At 60.6% G+C, this 21693-nt stretch carries 19 protein-coding genes; 4 read left to right on the forward strand and 15 right to left on the reverse strand.

All coding sequences use genetic code 11. From position 1 onward, the window contains the following. Nucleotides 1-26 precede the first annotated feature (26 nt). The 5 genes from OA90_RS06720 to OA90_RS06740 all read right to left on the reverse strand — a co-directional run bounded on the left by OA90_RS06720 (nt 27) and on the right by OA90_RS06740 (nt 5988). Nucleotides 27-1697 (reverse strand): bifunctional protein tyrosine phosphatase family protein/NAD(P)/FAD-dependent oxidoreductase, encoded by a 1671-nt coding sequence (locus OA90_RS06720; protein ID WP_068408859.1) that lies wholly within the window; start codon nt 1695-1697, stop codon nt 27-29. Nucleotides 1698-1828: 131 nt separating this feature from the next. Further along, on the reverse strand, nt 1829-2722 hold the full coding sequence (locus OA90_RS06725; RefSeq protein ID WP_068409193.1) for an MBL fold metallo-hydrolase: 894 nt from the start codon (nt 2720-2722) through the stop codon (nt 1829-1831). Between the two features lie 189 nt (nt 2723-2911). Beyond that, nucleotides 2912-3346, reverse strand: coding sequence for a DUF6691 family protein (locus OA90_RS06730; protein ID WP_068408861.1), 435 nt, complete (start codon nt 3344-3346; stop codon nt 2912-2914). Nucleotides 3347-3350: 4 nt separating this feature from the next. Continuing rightward, on the reverse strand, nt 3351-3779 hold the full coding sequence (locus tag OA90_RS06735; protein WP_068408863.1) for a YeeE/YedE family protein: 429 nt from the start codon (nt 3777-3779) through the stop codon (nt 3351-3353). Between the two features lie 154 nt (nt 3780-3933). Further along, nucleotides 3934-5988: a bifunctional DedA family/phosphatase PAP2 family protein gene (locus tag OA90_RS06740; RefSeq protein WP_068409194.1), complete on the reverse strand. Its 2055-nt coding sequence runs from the start codon at nt 5986-5988 to the stop codon at nt 3934-3936. 185 nt (nt 5989-6173) lie between these two features. Between OA90_RS06740 and pap the strand changes: the two genes are divergently transcribed. Next, nucleotides 6174-7640: a polyphosphate:AMP phosphotransferase gene (gene pap / locus OA90_RS06745; protein WP_068409195.1), complete on the forward strand. Its 1467-nt coding sequence runs from the start codon at nt 6174-6176 to the stop codon at nt 7638-7640. A gap of 21 nt (nt 7641-7661) precedes the next feature. On the opposite strand, the gene OA90_RS06750 is transcribed toward pap, so the two are convergent. Together OA90_RS06750 and OA90_RS06755 are read right to left on the reverse strand one after the other, a co-directional pair. After that, entirely contained in the window at nt 7662-9386 is a 1725-nt protein-coding gene (locus tag OA90_RS06750; RefSeq protein ID WP_082836888.1) for a Na/Pi symporter, read from the reverse strand. A gap of 60 nt (nt 9387-9446) precedes the next feature. Continuing rightward, nucleotides 9447-10625: an aminotransferase class V-fold PLP-dependent enzyme gene (locus tag OA90_RS06755; RefSeq protein WP_068408865.1), complete on the reverse strand. Its 1179-nt coding sequence runs from the start codon at nt 10623-10625 to the stop codon at nt 9447-9449. A gap of 384 nt (nt 10626-11009) precedes the next feature. Here OA90_RS06755 and OA90_RS06760 point away from each other — a divergent pair, with 384 nt between their 5' ends. Then, nucleotides 11010-12038: an N-formylglutamate amidohydrolase gene (locus OA90_RS06760; protein WP_068408868.1), complete on the forward strand. Its 1029-nt coding sequence runs from the start codon at nt 11010-11012 to the stop codon at nt 12036-12038. Between the two features lie 38 nt (nt 12039-12076). Here OA90_RS06760 and OA90_RS06765 read toward each other — a convergent pair whose 3' ends face one another. Both OA90_RS06765 and OA90_RS06770 read right to left on the reverse strand, forming a co-directional pair. Beyond that, complete coding sequence (locus OA90_RS06765; protein WP_068408869.1) at nt 12077-13258, reverse strand: FAD-binding oxidoreductase; 1182 nt, start codon at nt 13256-13258, stop codon at nt 12077-12079. Nucleotides 13259-13356: 98 nt separating this feature from the next. Next, nucleotides 13357-14574, reverse strand: a complete 1218-nt coding sequence (locus OA90_RS06770) for an acyl-CoA dehydrogenase (RefSeq protein ID WP_068408871.1) — start codon at nt 14572-14574, stop codon at nt 13357-13359. A 156-nt stretch (nt 14575-14730) separates the two neighbouring features. Between OA90_RS06770 and gcvA the strand changes: the two genes are divergently transcribed. Beyond that, entirely contained in the window at nt 14731-15654 is a 924-nt protein-coding gene (gene gcvA, locus OA90_RS06775) for a transcriptional regulator GcvA (protein WP_068408873.1), read from the forward strand. 66 nt (nt 15655-15720) lie between these two features. Continuing rightward, nucleotides 15721-16629, forward strand: a complete 909-nt coding sequence (gene yegS / locus OA90_RS06780) for a lipid kinase YegS (RefSeq protein WP_068408875.1) — start codon at nt 15721-15723, stop codon at nt 16627-16629. A 32-nt stretch (nt 16630-16661) separates the two neighbouring features. On the opposite strand, the gene OA90_RS06785 is transcribed toward yegS, so the two are convergent. The 6 genes from OA90_RS06785 to rfbG all read right to left on the reverse strand — a co-directional run bounded on the left by OA90_RS06785 (nt 16662) and on the right by rfbG (nt 21688). Further along, a complete protein-coding gene (locus OA90_RS06785) occupies nt 16662-17450 on the reverse strand; it encodes a cephalosporin hydroxylase family protein (RefSeq protein WP_068408877.1) in 789 nt (262 codons plus the stop codon). After that, entirely contained in the window at nt 17447-18274 is an 828-nt protein-coding gene (locus tag OA90_RS06790; RefSeq protein ID WP_068408879.1) for an NAD-dependent epimerase/dehydratase family protein, read from the reverse strand. The genes OA90_RS06785 and OA90_RS06790 overlap by 4 nt, the downstream gene beginning before the upstream one ends. Beyond that, nucleotides 18271-18762 (reverse strand): acyltransferase, encoded by a 492-nt coding sequence (locus OA90_RS06795; RefSeq protein WP_068408881.1) that lies wholly within the window; start codon nt 18760-18762, stop codon nt 18271-18273. The genes OA90_RS06790 and OA90_RS06795 overlap by 4 nt, the downstream gene beginning before the upstream one ends. Nucleotides 18763-18861: 99 nt before the next feature. Next, nucleotides 18862-20103: a class I SAM-dependent methyltransferase gene (locus OA90_RS06800; RefSeq protein WP_068408883.1), complete on the reverse strand. Its 1242-nt coding sequence runs from the start codon at nt 20101-20103 to the stop codon at nt 18862-18864. Beyond that, nucleotides 20103-20645 (reverse strand): dTDP-4-dehydrorhamnose 3,5-epimerase, encoded by a 543-nt coding sequence (rfbC, locus tag OA90_RS06805; protein ID WP_068408885.1) that lies wholly within the window; start codon nt 20643-20645, stop codon nt 20103-20105. Before rfbC ends, OA90_RS06800 begins: the two co-directional genes overlap by 1 nt. Continuing rightward, nucleotides 20642-21688, reverse strand: a complete 1047-nt coding sequence (gene rfbG / locus OA90_RS06810; protein ID WP_068409198.1) for a CDP-glucose 4,6-dehydratase — start codon at nt 21686-21688, stop codon at nt 20642-20644. Before rfbG ends, rfbC begins: the two co-directional genes overlap by 4 nt. Between the last annotated feature and the right edge of the window lie 5 nt (nt 21689-21693).

Consider the following 21693-nt stretch of genomic DNA (forward strand, 5'->3'; position numbering starts at 1 on the left):
GACATTCTGTTTTGGTATCCGTGTGTTCAGCCCGCCGAGATCTTTTCGGGCTTCGCCAGCCATTCCTTGCCGCGCAGCATGCCGCGCCAGTAGATGGGGGGCAGGATACGTTCCTTGAGGAGCCATGCCACCCGCGTTGGCTTGGTCCCGTCCACCAGCCAACGCGGGAAGCTCGGCAACAGCGTTCCGCCGTAGCCGAATTCAGCAAGAACGATTTTGCCGCGCTCGACGGTGAGCGGGCAGGATCCGTAACCGTCATACTGCGTGGTCGCGCTTTGGCCGCGCATGTCGGCAACCATGTTTTCAGCAACAACAGGCGCCTGCTTGCGCGCGGCGGCCGCAGTCTTTGCATTGGGGGCGTTCATCACGTCGCCCAGTGACCAGATATTGTCATAAGTCTTGTGGCGCAGCGTCGACTGGTCCACATCGACCCAGCCGCCGGCGTCCGCGAGCGGCGAGACGCGGATGAAATCGGGCGCGGTCTGAGGGGGCGTAATGTGGATCATGTCGAAGTCGACCTCCACCTGATGGACGTCCTTCTCCGGTTCGCTGACTTCAAAGACCGCTTTTTTAGCTGGTCCGTCGATGGAAATCAGGTTGTGGAAGAAGTTCAGGCCGACACCGTAGCGTTTCACATAGTCCATCAGCGCGGGAACATAGTCCTTCACCCCGAACAGCACCCCGCCCGCGTTCATGAACTGGATGTCGATATTGCCGAGACTGCCGGTTCTCGTCCAGTGATCGGCTGACAGATACATGGCTTTCTGCGGCGCACCGGCGCATTTGATCGGCATCGGCGGCTGGGTGAACAGTGCCCGTCCACCCTTCATCTCCTGAACGAGTTTCCAGGTATAGGGCGCCAGATCGTAGCGGTAGTTGGACGTCACGCCGTTCTTTCCGAGGGTTTCAACAAGTCCCTCCACCCTGTGCCAGTCCAGCTTCAGTCCGGGACACACCAAAAGGCGTCCGTATTTGACCACGCGGCAGCCGTCCAGAATGACGGCATTGTCCTTCGGCTCGAACGCGGCGACAGCCGACTTCAGCCAGTGTACGCCCTTGGGAATGAGCGACCCCATGGTCTTGGCCGTATCCGAGGCATTGAAGATACCACCGCCGACCATGGTCCAGCCCGGTTGGTAATAGTGCACACCCGCCGGGTCGATGATGGCGATTTCCAGATCGGATTTGCGTGACAGGAGACTGGAAGCGATCGAAATACCGGCCGCGCCGCCCCCGACAATGACCACGTCATACCTGGCGTCTTCGGCTGTTTCCGTCGGTGTGCGCCCGCCATTGGCGATGCGGCGCACCACACCCGCCATGTCGTAGCCGGCCGCCTTGGTCTGTGACAGGATATCGGCCAGGGGTTGCTTGTCCGCCTGGGAAAGGGACCACAGGGTCGCAGAGCGCGTTCCGGTCCGGCAGTAGGCCAGAACCGGTTTCGGCAGCTTTTCCATAAGCGCGCCGAAGTCCGTGGCGTCCTCGTCCCGAACCTTGCCGGCAACAATAGGCAGATAGCGGATGTCAATGTCGAACTTCTTGGCCGCTGCTTCCATTTCCTCGAAGGTGGGCTGGTCTGCGCCTTCCCCGTCCGGCCGGTTGCAGATGATGGAGCGGAAGCCCTGCTGGGCGATTTCAGCCAGATCTTCCGGGCGTATCTGCGGGGAGACGAAAATCTGTGTGTTGATAGGCTTCATAGTCACAGCCGTTTCCTCCCGGCGCGTGCAGGTTCCGGATCGCGTCCCGGTCTTACCCGCCTCCGCGTCTTGCGGCGTGGAGCGGGTCAGCCTTCGTTCTGATCCTGAGGGATGTTCAGGGCGTATCTGCGTCAGAGCGCGTTGACCGGCACCTTCAGAAAGGTATTGCCGTCTTCGTCGGCAGGCGGCATCTTGCCTGCGCGCATGTTCACCTGCAGCGAGGGAATGATCAGCCTCGGCATATCAAGCTGGGCGTCGCGTTCCGTACGGAACTTGACGAAATCTTCCTTCGTCTTGCCGCCCCCAACGTGGATATTATGGGCCTTCTCGGCGCCGACCGTGGTCTCCCAGGCAATGTCCCGGCCGTTGGGGCCATAGTCATGGCACATGAACAGGCGCATCTCGTCCGGCAGGGCAAGCACCTTCTGAATGGAATCGTAAAGGGTGGCCGCATCGCCGCCCGGGAAGTCGGCACGGGCCGAACCGCCATCCGGCATGAACAGGGTGTCGCCGGCCAAGGAGGCATCGCCGATCACATGCACCATGCATGCTGGCGTATGTCCCGGGGTGTACATGGCAAAGGCCGTCATCCCGCCGATCTGATAGGTGTCGCCGTCCTTGAACAGCCGGTCGAACTGACTGCCGTCGCGCTGGAATTCGGTGCCCTCGTTGAAAACCTTGCCGAACGTGTCCTGAACGACGGTGATCTTGTCACCGATGCCCAGCTTGCCGCCAAGTTTCTGCTGGATGTAGGGGGCGGCGGACAGATGGTCGGCGTGAACATGGGTTTCGATCAGCCATTCCACCTCAAGGTCGTTGTCCCGGACATGGGCAATGATGGCGTCGGCATGGTCATAGGTGATGCGGCCGGCCGCATAATCGATGTCCATGACGCTGTCGACAACGGCGCAGGAGCTGGAGGCCGGATCCTTGACTACATAACTGATCGTGTTGGTCGCCGGGTCGAAGAATGCTTTGACATCCGGCTTGACGGTCATGTCGACCGGGTAATTCGAACTGCTCATTCGTTTCTTCCTGGTTTCAATCTGTGTGGAATTCTTGTGCATGGCGCAAAGGCTTTAACGTTGCTCTTCTCCGCCGGGTTGATGCCCGAAAGTACAATTTCATGGGTCCGTATCCTAGAGCATCGTGCGCGCAAATGAACCCACGATGCGCTGTGATTTCATGCTCGTTTGTAAGGCCGTGACATGGTTTCAAACCTCAACGGCCGCCTTGCGATACCTCAACTGGATCATCCATCTGGCTGCCACAATACCGGCCAGAATGGCTGCGGCGGTCATGAGCGGGGCCGTTCCCAGGCCGAGGACCGGGACAAGACCGCCCGGGCAGAAACCGGTCAGCGCCCAGCCGATACCGAAAACGGCGGAACCGCCGATCAATCTGACATCCAGATCCTGCCGCGTCGGCAGGTTGAAGGAGTTTGCAAGCAGCGGCTTGCCCAACCGGAAGACCAGACGGTAGCCGATAGCGGTTACCATGAGGGCGCCGCCCATCACGAAGGCAAGGCTCGGGTCCCATGTGCCGGCGATGTCGAAGAAGTTCAGGACCTTGGCCGGGTTGCCCATGCCGGAGATCAGGATGCCGCAACCGAACACAAGGCCGAAGACAAATGCGAGAAGAGCTTTCATGCGATCAGCCTCCGAATACGTGACGGGTCAGGAAAACGGTCGCGATGGCGGCCGTCATGAAAGTGACGGTGGCAACGATCGAGCGCGCCGACAGACGCGATATGCCGCAAACTCCGTGGCCGCTTGTGCAACCGGAAGCGAATGTGGTGCCGATCCCCGTCAGGAAACCACCAATCAAGAGAAGGGAAGGGGCCGAGGGGGCGGAGATTTCCGGCATCTGGCCGGTCAGTCCGAGCAGGACCAGCGGGCTGACGATCATGCCGGCGAGAAAGGCGGCGCGCCAGACCCAGTCCTGATTGAACTGCGTGGTCAGGAAACCGTTCAAAATGCCGTTGATGCCGGCAATCCGTCCGTGCACGGCCATCAGGGCTACCGTGGCAAGGCCGATCACCATGCCGCCTGCGAAGCTGAGTAGAGGTGTGAATTCTGTCATGATGGCCTCTTATTAAGATATATTCGAATATATGAATATAATAAAAAAGATCAAGAGGTATCTTGTCGCAGGCCGATCGGAGACCTGACTTCACGCAGGGATACGGGAGAGCAGGGAGGAGACGCCCGGAGACGCCCGGGTGGATGCGGGACTTCTATCGGGCGCGAGAGGGCGCTAAATCGGATGTTGGGCCGGTTGAGGTTGGGGCTTCAGAGCCGGAACCCAGCACGACCAGTGTGCCGTCGGCACGTTTACGGGTTACCGCTGACGTCATGAGAAGGGCTGGGTTATCCGCCGGATCGGGCACGTCGACATTCGTTCTGGGGCCGGAAAACTCACCCATCGGTCGCAGGATGTCTTCGTGAACAACGCTGCCGAGATAAAGCGGTTGCAACGTTCCATGGTGCAGTATCTGGTAGCGGCTTGGCCACAGGCGCAGCACCCAGCGGCCTCCCTGGCGGTCATCCGGGTCTTCGCGGATCAGCATCAGGGAAGGCTGGCGGCCGTTCTGGGTGCGCGGCAGGATGGGTAGCGAATCCGGGGATGTCTTGCCTTCCACGAACCCGGTGGCCGATGAAAGCGACCATTTCGGCGGCTGCTGCCACCCGGCCTTGCCGGCAAGCTCCGCGAACCGGTTGAGCGCTCCGGCATACTGAATGACGAGCGGTTCTTCCGTGTCGCCGTTGAGCTCGATCCGGTGCGCGGGCAACTGCGTCCAGCCCCCTTCCTTCCATCCTGACGCCGTCAGCACTTCCTTGCTTTCGCGGGGCTCGTAGACCTGCAGAGCGTTCTGGTAGGTTCCTGACAGGTGCCAGCCACCGAAGACGGCCAGGGTCAGGACTGCAATGGCGGCAACCGTTGCCCGTCCGATTTTTTCGTTGTGAATAGGCCCGAACACAAAAGCAAAGGCGGAGACCATCGCTGTTCCGAAGAACAGCCCTGCCAGTACGTCCGACATCCAGTGAGCGCCCAGATAAATCCGGGAAAAACCGATGGCGATGACGAAAGTGGCGGTGACGGTGAAGATGCCCGCCTTGGCCCAGCGGCTGAGGTCGTGGGCGATCAGCACCGCGCAGATCCCGAAAAGAACGGCGTTGAGCGTCGCATGACCGCTCGGGAAACTGTAGGCATCCGCGCCGGCGTAAAGTTCGATCGGCCGGGAGCGGTGCAGTACCAGCTTGAACAGCGGCACGAACAGCGCCGTTCCGGCCATGGCGATGACGAAACCGGTCCCCCGTCTCCAGGCCTTGCGCAGGAACAGATAGGCGGCAACGGCCACTGTTACTGCCGTTACGACGATCCCGTCACCCAGAGTGGTCAGAAAGACCATGATCTTGTCGCCAAGCGGCGTGCGCAGGCTGTCGAACAGGTTGAGGATGGCAAGATCCGCCCGAACCATCGGCTCGCCCGGCGCAACCTCGCCGACAATCCAGAAAAAGGCCGGCATGGAGATCAGCAGCAGCAGCGCGGAGGCAAGCATGCCGACGGAGCGGGGGTGGGCCGGATCGAAATTGCGTGCGATCCACTGAGAAATCCGGCCCGGACGTTTGACGAACCAGGAAACGATGGCTGCATGTGCGTTCGGAAACAGCGGCAGGATGATCACGATCAGCCAGCGTCCCAGCATCACCGTCAGGAAGACGATGAGCAGCAGGGCGCCCAGCACGAGCGCCAGACGTCCGCTGATCTGGCCGATGGCGCCCAACGCGGACCCGGCGAGGATGCCTGGCCCCAGATGGGCAACGGTCCAGGCGAAGGCGGACGTGATGTTGACGACCGAGAAGCGGGAGAAGTTCATGCCCGCCATGCCGGCGATGCCGGGAACAACGGATTTCACCCCCGGCACGAAACGGCCAAAGAAAACGCTCTTGCCGCCATGCTTGGCGAAGAATTTCTCGCCGCTCTCTATGATGTGGGCATATTTGCTGAGCGGCCACATGTTCTTGATTCTGTCTTTGAACGTGTAGCCGATCCAATAGGAGATCGCATCGCCCGCCGACGCACCGAGAACCGTCCAGATGAAGATTGGCGCAAGGTCGAGTTTGCCGAGTCCGACCAGCGTGCCCGCGCCGACCAGAACCACCGTGGACGGCACGAACAGTCCGATAAGGAACAGCGCTTCACCCATGGCCGCCAGGAAACAGATCAGGCCTGCCAGCGACGGATTGTCAGCGATGAAGGTCAGGACAAGGTCGAAATATTCGGTCACGGATGTCAGTCGGTTGATGAAAAAAGGCGTTTCCAGGGTCAATTGCGGGACGGTTCGTGCGTCCGGTCTGTTTGATTACCGCTTCATATAGGCGCGCATCCTTGCATCCAATAGCGAAAAAACGGTTTCTCCGGGACCGAAGCTGTTTCACAATGGAAAAGACAATGCGTCTCATGGAGGTTTTTATGTTTGAATCGGCCCGCTTGCCGCAGAAAATGGACAAGAAGACCTTCAAGAAGCTCGAGCCGGAACTCAGGGAGTCCCTGCTGGCCGCGCAATTGCCGGTGATCGAGAAGCAGCCGTTTTCAACGCTGATCCTGGTGGACGGGCTCGACGGTGCCGGCAAGGGCGAGGCGGTGGCCCGTCTTTACGGCTGGATGGACGCCCGCCACCTCGTCTGTAACGCTTATGGCGAACCGATGGACGAGGCGCAACGGCGTCCGCCGCTGTGGCGCTACTGGCGGGACCTGCCGGCCAAGGGCGACACGGCGATTGTTTTCGGCAGCTGGTACCAGTCCATCCTCAGGGACTGGATCTACAAGAAGATCGATGAAGACGCCTTCGAAAAGGCGCTGGTCCGCATTCGCCGGTTCGAGGAAATGCTGGCCAATGAAGATGTGTTGATCCTGAAATTCTGGTTCGTGTTTCCGAAGGAAGTCCAGGAAGAACGGCTGAAACACATCGAGAAGAAACACGCGGCCCGTCACGTGCTCGCGGACTGGGCAGCCGTGAAACATCACAAGAAGGCCAGCCAGGCAGGCGAGAAGATCATCCTGGAGACCAGCAAGGGGTTTGCACCCTGGTTCGTCATCCCCTCACAGGACCCGGAATACCGAGACGCCGCGCTCGCCCAGACCGTGGCGGGAGCCATGAAGCTTAAACTGGATGACGGAGAGACGCATTCTGTCTCCGCGCCGCCCGTTGTCGGTGGCCTGAAACGCGAGACCGCGGTCGATACGATCGATCTCACCGAAAAGCTGGGCAAAGCCGAATATGAGGAGCAGCGGGACAGGTACCAGAAGGTGCTGTCCGAGCTTTCCGACCGCAAATCCATGACGAAAACCGGCGTGGTGCTGGTCTTCCAGGGTAACGACGCGGCGGGAAAGGGCGGCGCTATCCGAAGGGTCATCCGGCCGCTCGATCCGCGCATCTACAAGGTTCACCCGATTTCGGCGCCGACCGACGAGGAGAAGGCGCGGCCCTACTTGTGGAGGTTCTGGCGCCGGGTCCCCGGCAAGGGGCATTTCGCGATCTTCGACCGGTCCTGGTACGAGCGTGTGCTGGTCGAACGGGTGGAAGGCTATGCGGGGCATGAAGACTGGCTGCGCGCCTATAACGAGATCAACGAGTTCGAACAGGAGCTGACCGATTTCGGCTACATCGTCTGCAAGTTCTGGCTGGCGATTTCCGAGGAAGAACAGCTGCGCCGGTTCAAGGCGCGCGAAGAAATCGCCTACAAGCAGCACAAGATCACCGACGACGACTGGCGCAATCGCCTGAAGTGGGATCAATACGCCATTGCCGCGGGCGACATGATCGACCGGACCTCGACCCATTACGCGCCCTGGACACTTGTGTCCGCCGAAAACAAGCGCCATGCCCGCGTCAAGGTTCTGAAGACAGTGTGCGACCGGCTTGAGGAAAAACTCTGAGGGCGCTGGCGAGGCCGAAATTCAGGCCGGGATACTGTGAAAATCGCTGTAGAGCGTGCGTGCGGTTTTCACCAGATCGCGCGACATGTGTTTGCAGATGGAGCTCGCGTTGATGAGTGTGGCGCCTTCCGCGGGAGTGAGCCTCCGGCTTCGGATCAGTTCATCTGTCTCGCGGAAGATTTTCCTGTCGAGGAATTGCGCATCCCGCCGCAGCGCCTTGAATGCGTCCCGGGTCCGCAACTCAGGCTCCTGGCTGAAGAGTTCGAAAAGCGAGCGCAGCAGTTTTGCGATCACCAGACGGATCGAATCCATCTCCTGATGGAATTCCGGGCTTTTCTCGCCGGCTTCCCGTGTGGCGATCATGTTGAGAACTGCGCTGTTCTTGACGATGTCCAGCATCCGCCGATCGGCGAGCCGGATGGCCTGGATCTGGTGATCCTGAACCTCCAACAGATCGTGGTTGGCCAGAATGTCCGACGAATAGCGCAGCATTTCCTCAAAGAGCGGCTCGATCCGGCTCAGGAAATGCGCTTGCGTGTCATAGGGATGTATAGGCCCTGCCTGCCTGAGCCAGAGCTCGAAGGGGTCTTTTGATTGTATCTGCCGGCGCGACAGGGAAAGACTGTGCGCGACGCTCTCAAAGAGCGCATTGTTGAAGAGCCGCCGCGATTCTTTCAGGAAAGCATCCACGGCCGTTTCAGGATATTTGATCGCGGACGCGGTGAGATATTTCGGAACCGCGAATTCCAGACCCGGATCGGGTGTGTCGGGAATGATGCGCGTCACCAGATCTGCGAGCCTGCCGACGAAACCGATTTGCAGCGAGACGTTCAGTATATTGAAAATGCTGTGAAACAGGGCAAGACCGAGCGGAATGGCCGCCGGGTCATTGAGGGGCGATCCGCCACCGCTCCACATGACGGCCTCGTTCACGAGGCCGATCAGCGGACGAAGGAGCAGCAGCGCCCAGATCACGCCGAAGACATTGACGAAAAAATGCGCCAGAGCCGCCCGCCTTGCATTTATGTTGGCGACCAACGCGGCAAGGTTTGCGGTGATCGTGGTGCCGATATTTTCCCCCAGGATGATCGCGGCGGCCGCCTCGAACGGCAACCAGCCCTGGCTTGCCGCGACAATGGTGATCGCCATCGTCGCGCTTGAGGATTGAAGCCCGACGGTCAGGGTCGTCCCGATCAGGAGAAAAAGCAGTGTCGAGAGGAAGCCGTAGCCCGAGACGGTTCCGATGAACGTGTAGACAGCCGGATTGTTCTGCAGATCCGGCACCGCGTCCTTCATGAATTCAAGACCGATGAACAGCAGCCCGAAGCCGATGATGATGCCGCCCCACTTGCGCGCCTGGCCTGCGGGAACCGAAAACAGCGCGAAGCCGAGCGCCATCAGGGGAATGGCGATGGCGGTCATGGAAAGGCCGAAGCCCAGAAGCGCGATCAGCCAGGCAGTGAATGTGGTGCCGACATTGGCGCCCATGATCACCGGGATCGCGCCGGTCAATGGCAGCAGGCCGGCATTTACGAAGCTCACGACCATCACGGTTGTCGCCGACGAGGACTGGATGACGCAGGTGATGAAGACGCCGATGGAGAGCGCCTTGAAGCGGTTGGAGGTCAGATCTCCAAGTGTGGTCCTGAGTCTCCGTCCCGCAAGCTCCGACAAGGCGTCGCTCATGACTTTCATTCCATAGAGGAAGAGCCCGAGCGCGCCGGCCAGATTCAGCAGTACAGTCATGTCTCACCCGCTTTCATGGGCTGTGGAGCAGCCTGCCGCGACAGAGGACCGATGCGGCAGTCAAATGGCTTCCGCTAGATAATCCATGGCGGCCTGGACACCACCCCGGCCATGCGGGATCGCGAGCTTCGCCAGGCCGAGTTCTATGGCGGCAAGGGTGCCGAGCAGCATGACCGCGTTCACATGGCCCATATGGGCGATCCGGATGCCCTTGCCGCTCAATTCGCCGATGGTTCCGCCGATTGTGACGCCGCAGACTTCCTTTGTGAAGCTTCGCAAGGCCGCCACGTCGCCTTGGTCGATGCGCACGACGGTCACACTGTTGGAGCGGGCATGCGGTTCGCTGATGCTGAAGTGAAGAGCGCCTTCCCTGGACCACTCGGCCACAGCCCGGCGTGTGGCTTCCGCCAGCAGCGCGTGCCGGTGCCAGACCTTTTCCAGGCCTTCCTCGAACAGCAGTTCCAGCGCCCTGCGGAAGGCGAACAACAGGTGCTCGGGAGGCGTGCCGCAGTATTTCTGGTAATGCTCGGGGCCCTGGCGGAAGGTCCAGTCGGTGTAGTTGGTTCTCAGGTCCGCGGTTTCGTGGGCCTTGTCGGCCCTGGGGCCTGCCGCCACGAAGGCGAGACCGGGAGGACACATCAGCCCTTTCTGCGAGCCGGTCAGGGCGACATCGACCCCCCAGGCGTCCATTTCAAAGGGCATGCAACCGAGCGATGCGATCGTGTCGACCATGTAGAGCGCGGGGTGACCGGCTGCATCGATCGCCTTGCGAAGCGCGGCGATATCGTTCCAGACACCGGATGCGGTGTCGACCTGGACCACCAGGATCGCGGCGATCTCATGAGAGGTGTCCTGCTTGAGCCGGGCTTCCAGGCGGGCGGCGTCGACGCCCTTGTCCCATTGGCCGGGCAGGATCTCCACCTCAAGGCCGACGATGCCGCCGGCGTCACCCCAGCCAAGCGCGAAGCGGCCGGATTCCAGAACCAGGATCTTGTCGCCCCGTTTCAACGTGTTGCACAGCGCCGCGTCCCAGGCACCGTGGCCGTTCGCCGCGTAGATGTAGGTCTTGCCTTCCGTTCGAAACAACTTCCTGAGGCTGTTCATGCAGAACTCGGTGTTCTCGAGAAGCGGCCCTTCATAAATGTCGACAGCGGGCTTGTGCATCGCCCGCAGGACTTCATCCGGGACATTGGTCGGACCCGGAATCATCAAAAACTCTTTGCCATTGCGAAGGGACATGGCGGGCTCCTTGTTCGAAGTGCGGATCCGGGGTTGGAAGGATGGCTCGGCACTGTCTGCCGCAAGAGATGTTCAATCGGAAAATTGCCTGCAATGGCAATTCCGTCAAGCAGGGAAGACGGATTGTCCGGTTCGCTGCGTTGGTCCGTTGCCTTGGCCTCCAGCGGCAAGGAAGTTAACGTTACGGTAAAAAAATCAGTGGCTGCAAGTGTGAATGCGGCTTGATTTTAACGTATACAAGAAATTGATTTATATAGATAAAATGGAATTTATCGATTGTTATATGCATTGATTTGGCTCATTGGCAAAAGAAAATGGGTTGTTTCCCTAAAGTAATTTCTTCAAGTTAGACGTCAATCGCTCTCGTCGGTTAGGCGTTCCAACATGATCCTGGTTGAAGAAGGACAAAGCCCGCTCATTCTGTGCCTGCCTCACAGCGGAACGGAAATCCCGGATGCTGTGCTGAACAGGCTGAACGCAACGGGGCGGCTGCAGACGGATTTGTCCTGGCGGATCGAGCGGGTCTTCGGGTTTCACGCGGATCTGGATGCGACCCTGCTTCGCTCTTCGATTTCCCGTTATGTTATTGACGTCGATAAAGACCCGCAGACACCGGTCAGCGAGGCCCGGGATCCGGCCGTTGCCCTGTGCCCGGTCACGACCCTTGACGGAAAGAGGATCTACCAGGCGGGCGAGGAGCCCGGCCCGACGGAGATCGAACAGCGTTCGCTGTTGTTTTGCATGCCGTTTCACAGGGCATTGCGCAAACAGATCGACCGGTTGCTGCGCAAACACAACAAGATTGTCATCGTCAACTGCCAGTCCATGCGTTCCCATATCAAGGGTGTGACCGACACCGGACTGCCCCTGATCAGTATTGGTGGTTCCGGGGGCACATCCTGTGATCCCGGTCTCCGCGATCAGCTTGTCGGCACCTTCAGGGACCATGAGGACTATTCCGTCGGTGTGGACGGGTTTGCAGGCGGTGGCTTCATTGAACGCTCCTACGGGCGGCCTAACCGGGGGATTCATGTAGTGACCCTGCTTCTGGCGCAGCGGGCCTATCTACGCCATGAAACCCCTCCCTTCGAGCCGGACAAGACAAGGATCGCCCGTTTGAGCGCGGTCCTTGCGCAAACGATGTCCGGCGTTGTCGATTGGGTGGAGCGAACGGGAGACACCGGCACGAAACCTGCGGCTCGGCTGCCGAAACTGGATGCGGATACGCCGCCCGATACAGGTTGTCCTGAAAACAGGAACAGCGTTCTGCAGAACGTCTGCGCCAGCGGCGTCTCAGCGGATCGCCAGCCGGATATCGTTTCGGCAGATTCCCTGGACTTGCCGAAAGTTTCCGGTTCCCGGCTCGCGGATGTGAAAAACGGCCCGGTCACGCCGCTTCTTGTGGCGGAATAAGGCCCAACAAACTCCGGAGTGTCGCCGCACCCGGCCGATCAGACGACATTTCTTTCAAGGATCGGCCTTTGCGTCGCGAGCCGCTCGATCGACAGGGGCGACAGATCCAGGCTCTGATAGGCACCTGTGGCAATCAGCTCCGCCAGACCCCGGCCGACGGCGGGCGACTGTTGCAATCCGTGGCCGGAAAATCCCAGCGCCAGATAGAAGCCTTTCATGCCTGGAACCGCGCCGATGAAGGCATTGTGATCGAACAGGTTCATGTCGTAGCTGCCTGCCCATGAAGGCCCCGGACGGATGGCCTCGAAAGCCGGTACACGCGCGGCAAGGACCGGCCATATATGCTCTTCAAAGAGAACATGGTCGACTTCGAAATCGGAACAATCCGGGTCCCTGTCCGCAGGCGGCGCCGATCCGCAGATATAGCCGGTGCCTTCCGGGCGCACATAGGTGCCGGTCGGATCGATCAGCAGCGGAAAGCGATCCAGTTTCTCCCGGCAGTCGAAGGTGAAGACGCAGCGCTTGCGCGGCACGACCGGAACCTCCAGCCCCGCCTGCCTGCAGATCTCCGTACCTCCGGCCGCGCCCGCGCAGTTCACGACGACGGGCGCCGTTACGGTTTCTCCGTTTGAAAGCCTTGTCCGCCAGTCCCCGCCACCGGTGGCGTCCACCGAGGCTTGCGCCGCGATATACTCTACTCCGAGCGCGCGGGCCTTTTTCCGGAAAGCCTGCATCAGGCCATAGCCGTCGAACCAGCCTTCCCCGCTCAAGCCGTGACAGCCGGCTGCCAGGTCCGAGACGTCCAGCCACGGGAATTTTTGCTGGAGTCCGGCCGGGTCGAAAATTCCGATATCTGCCCCGAGATCCCGCTGCAGCCTGTGGTTCTCTTCAAGGATATCCACCTTGTCCGGCGTTGCCAGAAACAGGTAGCCGCCCTCGTGCAGGTCGATCGCGGGGCGTTCCGCGTTCACTTCGAGCGTCGCGCCAACCTCCCTCAGGAAACGGATGCCGTATAGCGATATTTCGATGTTGATGGCCGTGGAGAACTGCTGGCGGATGGACGCCGCCGACCGGGCCGAGGCGCAGGTCTCATAGGCGGGATCGGCTTCAACGACAAGGATGCGGCCCTTGAAATCCTCCCGCCCGGCAAGATGGCAGGCGACGGAGGATCCCATGACGGCTCCGCCAATGACAACGACATCCGCAGTCCGCTCCGCCATGCTGCCTCCTTGGCCATCCCGCGTTCAGGAGAACGCCGATAAGGGTGGGCGGACGGACATCTGGTCCGTCCGCTGTGGGTTCCGGATCGCAAGCCGGATCAGAAGAAGCCCTGCAGGCCGGTCTGGGCGCGCCCGAGGATCAGCGCATGGACATCATGCGTGCCTTCATAGGTGTTGACGGTTTCCAGATTCTGGGAGTGGCGCATGACATGATATTCCTCCTGGATGCCGTTGCCGCCGTGCATGTCGCGGGCCTGCCGGGCAATATCCAGCGCCTTGCCGCAATTGTTGCGCTTGATCAGCGAGATCATTTCCGGGGAGGCCTGGCCTGCGTCGAAGAGCTGACCGACCCGCAGGGCCGCCTGCAGCCCGAGCGTGATCTCGGTCTGCATGTCGGCGAGCTTCTTCTGGAAGAGCTGGGTCTGGGCCAGCGGGCGTCCGAACTGTTCACGATCGAGACCGTACTGGCGGGCCCGCATCCAGCAGTCTTCCGCCGCGCCCATGGAGCCCCAGGAAATGCCGTATCGGGCGCGGTTGAGGCAGCCGAACGGCCCCTTGAGACCGGAGACGTTCGGCAGCAGCGCATCCTCACCCACCTCGACACGGTCCATGACGATTTCGCCGGTGATCGAGGCGCGCAGGGAAAGCTTGCCGCCGATCTTCGGGGCGCTGAGGCCCTTCATGCCTTTTTCCAGCACGAAGCCACGAATGGCGCCGTCATGGGCTTCCGATTTCGCCCAGACCACGAACACATCGGCGATCGGTGAGTTGGAAATCCACATTTTCGAACCGGTCAGCCTGTAGCCGCCGTCGATCTTTTCCGCACGGGTGCGCATTCCGGCCGGGTCGGAGCCCGCATCCGGTTCAGTCAGGCCGAAACAGCCGACAAATTCTCCGGAAGCCAGTTTCGGCAGGAATTTCTGTCGCTGCTCCTCGGAGCCATAGGCATAGATCGGATACATCACCAGAGAGGACTGAACGCTCATCATCGAGCGGTAACCGCTGTCGACGCGCTCGATTTCCCGGGCAACCACGCCATAGGCGACATAGGAAGCGCCCGCGCAACCGTATTCTTCCGGAAGCGTGACGCCCAGCAGGCCAAGCGCGCCCATTTCGTTGAAGATGTCCCGGTCTGTCTTCTCTTCGCGGTAGGCGTCGATAACGCGCGGCTGCAGCTTCTCCTGCGCATAAGCGCGGGCGGTGTCCTGGATGAGCTGTTCGTCTTCCTTGAGCTGATCGCGCAGGTGGAACGGGTCCTGCCAGTTGAATGTGCCGCCGCCGGAGGGCGATGATTTTACCTGTGCCGAAGCGTTCATGAGTTTCTCCCGGGCTGGTCGCCTCAGCCCATGTCTGTCGGCCTGTGATCAGCCGGGTTCATTCTGTACCATCCAGTTTTGCCGTAATTTCATTTGCAGAAAAGCGAAAGCTGCTCCATCATTCATGACAAAATGGAATGAAGTGGAGAAGACTTCGTGCGACGTGCCTTCGTCCCGCCGGCGGACACCCTGATCGCTTTCGAGTGCGCCGCCCGGCATTTGAGCTTCACCCGGGCGGCAGAGGAGCTTCACCTGACGCAAGGGGCGGTGTCCAAGCAGGTCCGCCATCTGGAGGACCGTCTCGGCGTCGAGCTGTTCCGCCGTGTGCGCCAGCGCATCGTTCTGACCGATGCCGGCCGGATCTATCTGCACGACATCCGTGGCGCGCTGGAACAGATGACCTCCGCGACGCGGCAGGTGATGTCCTATGCCGGCAGCGCCGATGTTCTGAATCTGGCCGTGCTGCCGACATTCGGAACCCGCTGGCTGGCGCCGCGCCTGGCGGATTTCGCCCGCCGCCATCCGGACGCCGGCTTGAACCTGAGTGTTCGTCTGCAGCCCTTCGATTTCGAAGAGGAACCGTTCGACGGCGCCATTCATCACGGCGATCCGGTCTGGGCCGGAGCCATCGCGGAACGATTGTTCGACGAGGAAGTCATCCCTGTAGCCTCGCGCGCTTTCAGGGACCGGTACGAGATCCGCACACCGGCCGACCTGGCGCGTGTCCCGCGCCTGCAACTGGCAACCAGGCCTCTTGCCTGGCGCCACTGGTTCGATCTGGCGGGGGTCGAAACGGATACGGCGTTCCAGGGCGCGCGGTTCGAGCAGTTCGTAATGATCTCCGAGGCGGCGATTCATCATGCGGGCGCAGCGTTGATTCCGCGGTTCTTCGTTGAGACCGAATTGGCCTCGGGACGTCTCGTGCGCCTGTTTGACCTGTCGCTGGACCAGCAGACGGCCTATTATTTCGTTTATCCGGAGGGGCGGACCATCCGGCCCGTGGTGGCGGCCTTCCGGAAGTGGCTTATGGAAGAGGCTAGAATGGCTCGGGCAGATCGTGAAGCCATGTTGCCAGGTTGAGAAATTTGGAAGTGTCGGAACGTCCGCTGTTCACCCGAGCGCGGGGCTTTCCTGGGGGAGAAGCAATTGAACAAGCAGCATCTGCGCCTGATCCTGAACGGCAAGTCGGCGGGCCGGAACGATGTACGTGAGGCCGTGAACGCGGTGCGGTCCATGGGACACGAAGTGTCCGTTCGGACAACCTACGAGCCCGGTGACATCCCCCGCCTTGTCAGGGAGGCGTTGCACGATCACGCGAGCGAACGAATCGACACGCTTGTCAGCGGTGGAGGCGACGGCACCTTGAACGAGGTGGTGGATGCGACGCTGCACGAGTTGGCCGCAGACGAAAGGCCTCCCTTCGCCTTTGCGGTGCTTCCGCTTGGCACTGCCAATGATTTTGCCGCCCAGATAGATCTGGATGCCGACGACATTCTGTCCTGCCTGCGCTTTGCAGCGCAGGCGGACGCCAGGCCGACAGATATCGGCGAGGTGAACGGCTGCGTGTTCGTGAACATGGCCACCGGCGGTTTCGGGACCCGTGTGACGTCAGAAACCGACCCCAACCTCAAGAAGGTTCTGGGCGGGGCCGCCTATCTGTTCACCGGCCTGCAGCGCTTTTCCGAACTGGCGGCCTGTGAAGCCCGGATCGAGGCCGAGGACTTCACCTGGGAAGGCGCATTCCTGGCCCTTGCCATCGGCAACGGCCAGCGCGCAGGCGGCGGCATCCGTCTGTGTCCCCACGCCAAACTCGACGACGGTTTGCTGGACCTGACCATCCTGCCTTTCCCCACCTCCGGCCGCGCGATCGACCTTTTGACCATGCTTCTGGACAGCGGCGCTGAAGGTCTGAACAACGCCCTTATTCAAAAGAAGGTGCGCAACGTCACCATCCAGACCGAGGACAGCGTGCAGTTCAATCTGGACGGCGAACCGATGAACGGCCAGTCCTGGGAAATCGGCATCAGGCACCACCAGATCAACCTGCGGCGCTGACGCGGATCCCTCTGTCTGTTTCGCCCGCCCGCCTATTTTACCCGTTTCAGCCAGCCGTCGGGTGCCGCCGATATCAGCAGCTTGTTGTTGATGCTCTGGTCGATTGAAAATTCCGGATGCGATTTCAGGAACTCGTGAACGGCTGTCTTGGCATTGTTGCCTGGCGCCCACGGCCGGTCCGGAAAAGTGCCTTCCGGCAGATCCTCGATCACCGTATCGAAGACGAGACAATAGCTGTCTTTCGTGGCCAGTCCGGCATAGGCATTCAGTTCGGCCAGCACATGCTCATGGGTGTGATTGCTGTCGAGGCACACTAGGATGCGCTCGTAGTTTCCGGCATATTCGGCCACCCGCTGGATCATCGCGTCTTCAATGGAGGATCCTTCGAACATGTCGATCTTGGACGACATGGGATGGGCCTCGATCACCTCCCTGTTATGCGACCTGATTTCGATATCGATTCCGAGTACGCGCCTTTTGACGGCTTTGGGATCGACGACACCGCCGGTTTCAACCGCCTCGCAATAATCCAGCATCGCGAGCAGCGAGGCGCTCATGATCAGCGAACCGCCATGTGCGATCCCTGTCTCGATGATCAGATCCGGTTTGGTCGCCCAGACGATTTCCTGGAAGACGACCATGTCCGTTGGGAGCTGTATGATTGGCCGCCCGCCCCAAGCGAAATTGTACATGTATTTTTCGTCGAAGGCGGTCTTCATCCAGTCGCGGGAAAGGGTCTTCCACTCTTCCTGTCCGGCATAGCCGGAAATCCGGGTTTCCCGCTCGCTCTCAAATTCTGTGACCGGATTGTTGTTGTTCATTGTTCAACTCCTGAATAGGTCGGGCCGTTGCCCGCCACGCGTAGCAGCGAAGGCAGGTCCTCGATGAGTTTTCTTGGCGAGAAATCAAACTCGCTCTGAAGTCTGTCGATGTTGATCGCGGGAAAGGCTCTGCATTCGCCACCGGGCCGGAAGGAGCACGAATAGCCTTCCTGCTTGAGTGTGCGGGCAATGTCGCCGTGACGGGTCTGCGTGCCGCTGGCGATATTGTAGATCCGCTGCCGGCCCGATTGCGCGATCCTCTCGGCCATCGCCACGACGTCTTCGACGGAAACATAGTCCTTTGAAGATCCGGCGGATTCCAGAATCTCCGCACGTCCCGCCGTTAGCAGATCCCGCAAAAGGGATCCGAGGAAAGTGCTCTGGCTCTGGTCCGGTCCGTAAACATTCGACAGACGGACAACGCGAACCCCCGGCGTAGCAAGGCAAAGTGCCTCGCCCAGCATTTTCGAAAGGTCATAGGTCGTGTCGGCCGACGGCGTCACGCCGATCGGGGCGTCTTCCGCAGTCTCTTCGCATCCGCTGGCCTGGCCGTAGATCCGGGTGCTCGAAAAATAAAGGAACGACTCAAACGAAGTCGTTTCCAGCAGCCTTGCCAGAAGACCCGCATGGGCCTCCACCGTTGCGAGAGGGTATTTCCTGAAATTGCCGGTCATACCGATGCAGTAAAAGACATGGCCCAGATCGCCTGCGAGCGTTGCCAGCTCCGCCCGTCCCGGCATTGTCACGTCATAGCTCTTCCCCCGAAGATGCCGGACGATATTCCGGCCGATGAATCCGCTCGCGCCTAAAACAGTAGCCTTCATGTCCTCGTTCCGATTGTGCGCATCGGATTGCCGGTGACGATCGTATAGGCCGCAACGGTGCCCCTGACGACGGTTCCTGCCCCAATCACACATCCGCTGTTGACGACGGCGCCGTCGAGAAACACGCAGTTCGCACCGATCCATACATCGTCGCCGATCGTAATGCCGCCCCGGCTCGGCTGAAAGCCCTGCTCGACAATCAGTCGGCTCCGGTTCGCAAAGGCATGATTGACCGGGGCGAACGTGCAGTTGGCCGCGATGGCGACATTGTCGCCGATCCTGAGGCCATGGCCGGAATAAATCACACAGCCGGAATTGAGGGTGACATTCTCGCCGATTTCGACGTCACCGGAGCCTCCGGCTGGTTTGATCTTCACGAAACTGTCAACTGTGGATCGGGCGCCGATCCGTATGACCGAGCCGCGCACGCTGTCTTCGATATCGGCCAGTTTCGATATTCGGGCTGTCGGGTCGATCTCTAGGGTCATGGGACGGTGTTGCCAGTTTCTTTCAGGAGGTCTGTGTCTGTCGCAGCAGCATGCCGGAAGTCCGCGCCCTGTCAAAGGCGCTTGCCGCAAACCGGTGTGTCAGGGGCTGTCTTCAAGCACCCGGACTTCGGGAATAAAGGTGACGAACCTGGTGCCGGAGGTGGCAAGATCCGCGTTCTGCTTTCTGATTTCCTCCGCGATGTTCCACGGCAGTATGATCAGATAGTCCGGCCGCCGGTCTTTCAGCGCCTCCGGCGGCAGGACCGGAATGTGACTGCCCGGCAGGAACTTTCCCTGTTTTGCCGGTGCCCCGTCGCAGACGAAGGGCAGCAGATCAGGTCTGACGCCCGCAAAGTTCAAAAGCGTGTTGCCTTTTGCGGCCGCTCCGTAACCGGCCACGGTCCTGCCGTCCCGTTTGGCGTCCAGCAGAAAACCCAGGAACTGGTTTTTCACCCGTTCCGCGCGCTGCTGGAAAGAGGCGTAGAATTCCGGTGTTTCAATGCCCCGCCGCCGTTCTTCCGACAGCACGTTCGCAACCGCGCTGCTTTCCGCATGCGGGGCGTCCTCGAGGCAGCCATAGACCCTCAGGCTGCCGCCATGTGTCGGCAACTCTTCGACATCGAAGACCCTGAGGCCCGCGGCGGCAAAGATGCGGGAAACGGTTCCAAGGGCAAGATAGGAAAAATGCTCGTGATAGACCGTGTCGAACTGGCAGAATTCCACCAGACGCATGAGATGCGGAAATTCCAGTGTCACAACGCCGGAAGGTTTCAACAACTGGGCGAGGCCGCGGGTGAAATCGTTGATATCCGGAACATGGGCATAGACATTGTTGCCGATGACTAGGTCGGCCTGCTTTCCGCTGGCTGCGAGCTCTTTGGCCAGCGCCGCACCGAAGAATTCACGCTTCACCGGAACGCTGAGAGCTTCCGCCGCCGCGGCAGTGGAATCTGTCGGCTCGATGCCGAGACAGGGGATGCCGGCCGCGACGAAATTCTTCAGCAGGTAGCCGTCGTTCGAAGCGGTCTCAACCACTAAGCTGTTGTCGTCAAGGCCCAGCCGCGCGGTGATCTTGCGGCAATAGTCGGCCGCATGCGCCAGCCAGCTTTTCGAGGTTGACGAGAAATAGGCATAGTCCTTGTCGAACAGGCTGCCGGCGTCGGTATAGTCCTGTGTCTGCACCAGAAAACATCCGTCGCAGACCATCAGGCGCAGCGGATAGGTCAGTTCCGGTGCCGAGAGATCCTCTTCCGCAAGATAGGCGTTCGACGGCGGTGCATAGCCGAGGTCGAGGAATTGCCGGGTCAGGTCGCGTCCGCAATGACGGCAGGTCTGGCTCATTAAATCGGGTCCACATTCTTCAGGGGCGGCAGGGTTCGGTCACGTTCGGAAAGCGTGCCGATTTCCAGAGGCCAGGCGATGGCGACGTCCGGATCTGCGTGATGCAATCCGCCTTCATGTTCGGGGCTGTAGCTGTCGGAGTGAAAATAAAGCAGCTCCGCATCCGGCGTCAGCGTCTGGAAGCCATGCGCGAACCCGGCGGGGATGTAGATCATCTCTCCGCCATTGGCCGTGAGCGTCACCGAGGCCCATTGCCCGAAGGTCTCCGATCCCCTGCGAAGATCGACGATCACGTCGAAGACAGTGCCGCGCATGCATTTCACCAGCTTGGCGTCCGCTTTCGGCGGCCGCTGAAAATGCATGCCGCGCAGGGTGCCTTTTTCCGCGCTATAGGACACGTTGAACTGGGACCAGGCCTCGGACAGGCCGAGCTGGCGGAACTCATCGCGGCAGAACAATCGCGCGAAAAACCCCCGGCTGTCGCCCCTGCGCTCCAGGTCGACGCGATAAGCGCCGTCAAGGGTAAGCGGCGTGAACTTCATCTGTCGGCCTCGAACGCGGCGATCTGGTCGCGGGTAACCTGAAGCGGATCGGCGCCTTCGGCGACCTGGCGGTACCAGGTGACTGTTTTTTCAATCGCGTCCGCGAACCGCCAGACAGGTGCCCAGCCGAGGTCGCAGCGCGCCTTGTCGATCGACAGCGACAGGCGTCCGGCCTCGTGGACGGCACCGGTTTCCGACGCGTCGGTCCAGTCTCCGGGCCAGTGCTTCAGGATGGTATCGGCCAGGTCCCGGACCGAAAAGACATCGGCCGGTTCGGGGCCGAAATTATAGCCGCTCTGGAACCGCGCATCCGCCGCCAAGTGCACGCGCTCGGCCAGCGTGAGATAGCCTTCAAGGGGATCGAGAACATGCTGCCAGGGACGGATTGAGGCGGGATTGCGGATTTCCGCCGGCTTTCCGGCTTGCAAGGATCGGATGATATCCGGAACCAGACGATCCTCCGCCCAGTCTCCGCCACCGATGACATTGCCAGCCCGGGCCGTCGCGATCTTCAAACCAGCGCCGCCGAAGGACCGGCGCCAGCTCGCGGACACGAGTTCGGCGGCCGCCTTGGAGGCCGAATAGGGATCGTAACCGCCCAGAGGGTCGTTCTCCCGGTAGGCATACGCCCATTCGTGATTTTCGTAGACTTTGTCGGTGGTCACGACGATGGCCGTCACCTGCCGGTCAAGCCTGTGCAGCGCGTCCAGAAGATGGACGGTGCCCATGACATTGGTCGCCCAGTTGCCGACTGGGTCCTTGTAGGAGCGCCGGACCAGGGATTGGGCGGCAAGATGGAGAACGATGTCCGGGGCAATCGTGGCGACTTCCTTCCGCAACGCATCCGCATCGCGGATGTCGAGAAGGGTGCTTCTCATCCGGGTGTCAAGTTTCAGATCGGCGTAAAGGCTGCTTTCTCCTTCCGGGGGAAGCGCGATGCCGGAAACCTCGGCGCCCCGTCCGACCAGCAGTTCGCTCAGCCAGGCTCCCTTGAAACCCGTATGCCCGGTCAGGAGAACTTTTCTGTCTTGCCAGAAGCTCATCGCCA

Origin of the sequence: Labrenzia sp. OB1 (assembly GCF_001624695.1) — a bacterium.
Classification (GTDB): Bacteria; Pseudomonadota; Alphaproteobacteria; order Rhizobiales; family Stappiaceae; genus Roseibium.

Excerpts from the sequence above, each read along its gene's own strand:
- pap (WP_068409195.1), top strand. The coding sequence starts at position 6,174 with ATGTTTGAATCGGCCCGCTTGCCGCAGAAAATGGACAAGAAGACCTTC.
- OA90_RS06720 (WP_068408859.1), bottom strand. The coding sequence starts at position 1,697 with ATGAAGCCTATCAACACACAGATTTTCGTCTCCCCGCAGATACGCCCG.
- OA90_RS06725 (WP_068409193.1), bottom strand. The coding sequence starts at position 2,722 with ATGAGCAGTTCGAATTACCCGGTCGACATGACCGTCAAGCCGGATGTC.
- OA90_RS06730 (WP_068408861.1), bottom strand. The coding sequence starts at position 3,346 with ATGAAAGCTCTTCTCGCATTTGTCTTCGGCCTTGTGTTCGGTTGCGGC.
- OA90_RS06755 (WP_068408865.1), bottom strand. The coding sequence starts at position 10,625 with ATGTCCCTTCGCAATGGCAAAGAGTTTTTGATGATTCCGGGTCCGACC.
- rfbG (WP_068409198.1), bottom strand. The coding sequence starts at position 21,688 with ATGAGCTTCTGGCAAGACAGAAAAGTTCTCCTGACCGGGCATACGGGT.
- OA90_RS06765 (WP_068408869.1), bottom strand. The coding sequence starts at position 13,258 with ATGGCGGAGCGGACTGCGGATGTCGTTGTCATTGGCGGAGCCGTCATG.
- OA90_RS06790 (WP_068408879.1), bottom strand. The coding sequence starts at position 18,274 with ATGAAGGCTACTGTTTTAGGCGCGAGCGGATTCATCGGCCGGAATATC.
- OA90_RS06785 (WP_068408877.1), bottom strand. The coding sequence starts at position 17,450 with ATGAACAACAACAATCCGGTCACAGAATTTGAGAGCGAGCGGGAAACC.
- rfbC (WP_068408885.1), bottom strand. The coding sequence starts at position 20,645 with ATGAAGTTCACGCCGCTTACCCTTGACGGCGCTTATCGCGTCGACCTG.
- OA90_RS06795 (WP_068408881.1), bottom strand. The coding sequence starts at position 18,762 with ATGACCCTAGAGATCGACCCGACAGCCCGAATATCGAAACTGGCCGAT.
- OA90_RS06760 (WP_068408868.1), top strand. The coding sequence starts at position 11,010 with ATGATCCTGGTTGAAGAAGGACAAAGCCCGCTCATTCTGTGCCTGCCT.
- OA90_RS06750 (WP_082836888.1), bottom strand. The coding sequence starts at position 9,386 with ATGACTGTACTGCTGAATCTGGCCGGCGCGCTCGGGCTCTTCCTCTAT.
- OA90_RS06770 (WP_068408871.1), bottom strand. The coding sequence starts at position 14,574 with ATGAACGCTTCGGCACAGGTAAAATCATCGCCCTCCGGCGGCGGCACA.
- OA90_RS06735 (WP_068408863.1), bottom strand. The coding sequence starts at position 3,779 with ATGACAGAATTCACACCTCTACTCAGCTTCGCAGGCGGCATGGTGATC.
- OA90_RS06800 (WP_068408883.1), bottom strand. The coding sequence starts at position 20,103 with ATGAGCCAGACCTGCCGTCATTGCGGACGCGACCTGACCCGGCAATTC.